This window comes from bacterium endosymbiont of Bathymodiolus sp. 5 South, from assembly GCF_900128535.1.
In the GTDB taxonomy this organism is placed as follows: Bacteria; Pseudomonadota; Gammaproteobacteria; order PS1; family Pseudothioglobaceae; genus Thiodubiliella.
The window spans coordinates 1-888 of the sequence record NZ_FQTR01000408.1 but is presented as its reverse complement, the minus strand read 5'-3'; the positions used below and the strand labels follow the sequence as shown (position 1 = coordinate 888).

Annotated in this window: 1 protein-coding gene; it reads right to left on the bottom strand. The window is 42.8% G+C overall.

Features of this window, described 5'->3' with window-relative positions:
- Window positions 1-888 (bottom strand): putative Ig domain-containing protein (locus BBROOKSOX_RS11840; protein WP_180324070.1); only part of this gene is annotated, 888 nt, incomplete at both ends.

Genomic DNA, 888 nt, shown 5'->3' with positions numbered 1-888 from the left:
CATTGGTTGCCTTAGTCCATGATAGCATTATTTCATTAGGAGTGCCTGTGGCAACAGCAGTTAATGTTGCAGGGGCTGGGACTATAAGTAATGTTGTTAAATTAACCGTTGCAGTAGCAGTTTGACCCATTGCATTGGTGGCTGTTATTGTGTATAGAGTAGAAGCCTTCACCTCAGTTGGGGTACCGCTGATGGTACAAGTTGTACTGTTAATACTCAAGCCAGCTGGTAGTGTAGGGGCTACTGTGCAACTGGCAATCGCACCACCTGAATTGTTAAAAGTAATGTCTCTGATAGCAGAACCAATAGTAGCTATTTGGTCTACAGCGTTCGCAATATTAGGGGCGGCTGGATTCACTGTTAAAGGAAAGATAATAATGTCAATATTTGAGGCACTTTTTACGATTACTGTGTATACAGTAGTAGCTTTCACCTCAGTTGGGATACCACTGATGGCACAAGTTGCACTGTCAATACTCAAGCCAGCTGGTAGTGTAGGGGTTATTGTACAACTGGTAAGTACACTACTTGAATTGCTAAAAGTAATCCTTGTAATGGCAGAACCAGTAATGGCTACTTGACCTACAGCATGTGTAATATTAGGGGTGAGCGCATACACCGTTAAAGGAAAGATAGCAACATCAGTATTATTTGAGGCACTTTTTGCAGTTACTGTGTATAGAGTAGTATCTTTCACCTCAGTTGGGGTGCCACTGATGGTACAAGTGGTGCTGTTAATACTCAAACCAGCTGGTAGCGCAGGGGTTATTGTACAACTGGCAATCGCACCACCTGAATTGTTAAAAGTAATATCTGTGATGGCAAAATCAATAGTGGCTATTTGGCCTCCAGTATTGGCAATGTTAGGGGTGGGTACTGGAGTGCCTA